This window comes from Pseudomonas sp. PDM15, from assembly GCF_014851565.1.
GTDB lineage: Bacteria > Pseudomonadota > Gammaproteobacteria > Pseudomonadales > Pseudomonadaceae > Aquipseudomonas.
In genome coordinates, this window is the sequence record NZ_JACVAA010000022.1 from 1 (window position 1) to 529 (window position 529).

A 529-nucleotide genomic window follows, 5' to 3' on the forward strand; every position below is an offset into this window, starting at 1 on the left:
CCCTCTCTCTCTTCCCTCTTCTTTCCTTCCCCCCTTCCCCCCTCTCCTTCTCTCCCCTTTTCCCTTCTCTTCTCCCCTCTCTTCTCCCTCTCCCTCCCTCCCTCCTTTTCCTCTCCTCTCTCCCCCCCCTTCCTCCCTTTCCTCCCTCTTTCCCTCTTCCTTTCTCTCCACCCCCTTCCTTTCCTCTAATCCCTCCTTTTCCTTCCTTCCCTCTTCCCTTCTCTTTTTCTCTCCCCCTCTCTCCTCCCCCTTCTTTCCCTCCTTCTCTCCCTTCCCTCTCTTCTTCTTTCCTCTCCCTTTCTTCTCCTCCCTCCCTCTTCTCCCTCTTCCTTTTTCTCCTTTCCCTCTCCCTTCTCTTCTCCCTCTCCCCCCCCCTTTCCTCCCCCCTTCCCTCCTCCCTTTCTTCTCCCCTCCTTTTTTCCCCTCTCTTTTCTCCTCTTTCCTCTCTTTTCCTTCCTTTTTTCTTCCTTTTTCTTTCCCCTTCTTTCTCTTCTCCCCCTCTTCCTCTTCCTCCTCCTCCTTCCTTTTC

The 529-nt window shown here is 53.9% G+C and carries 1 protein-coding gene; it reads right to left on the reverse strand.

Annotation, left to right across the window (positions count from 1 at the left end):
• Positions 1-529 (reverse strand): hypothetical protein (locus IB232_RS24080; RefSeq protein ID WP_192400899.1); only part of this gene is annotated, 529 nt, incomplete at both ends.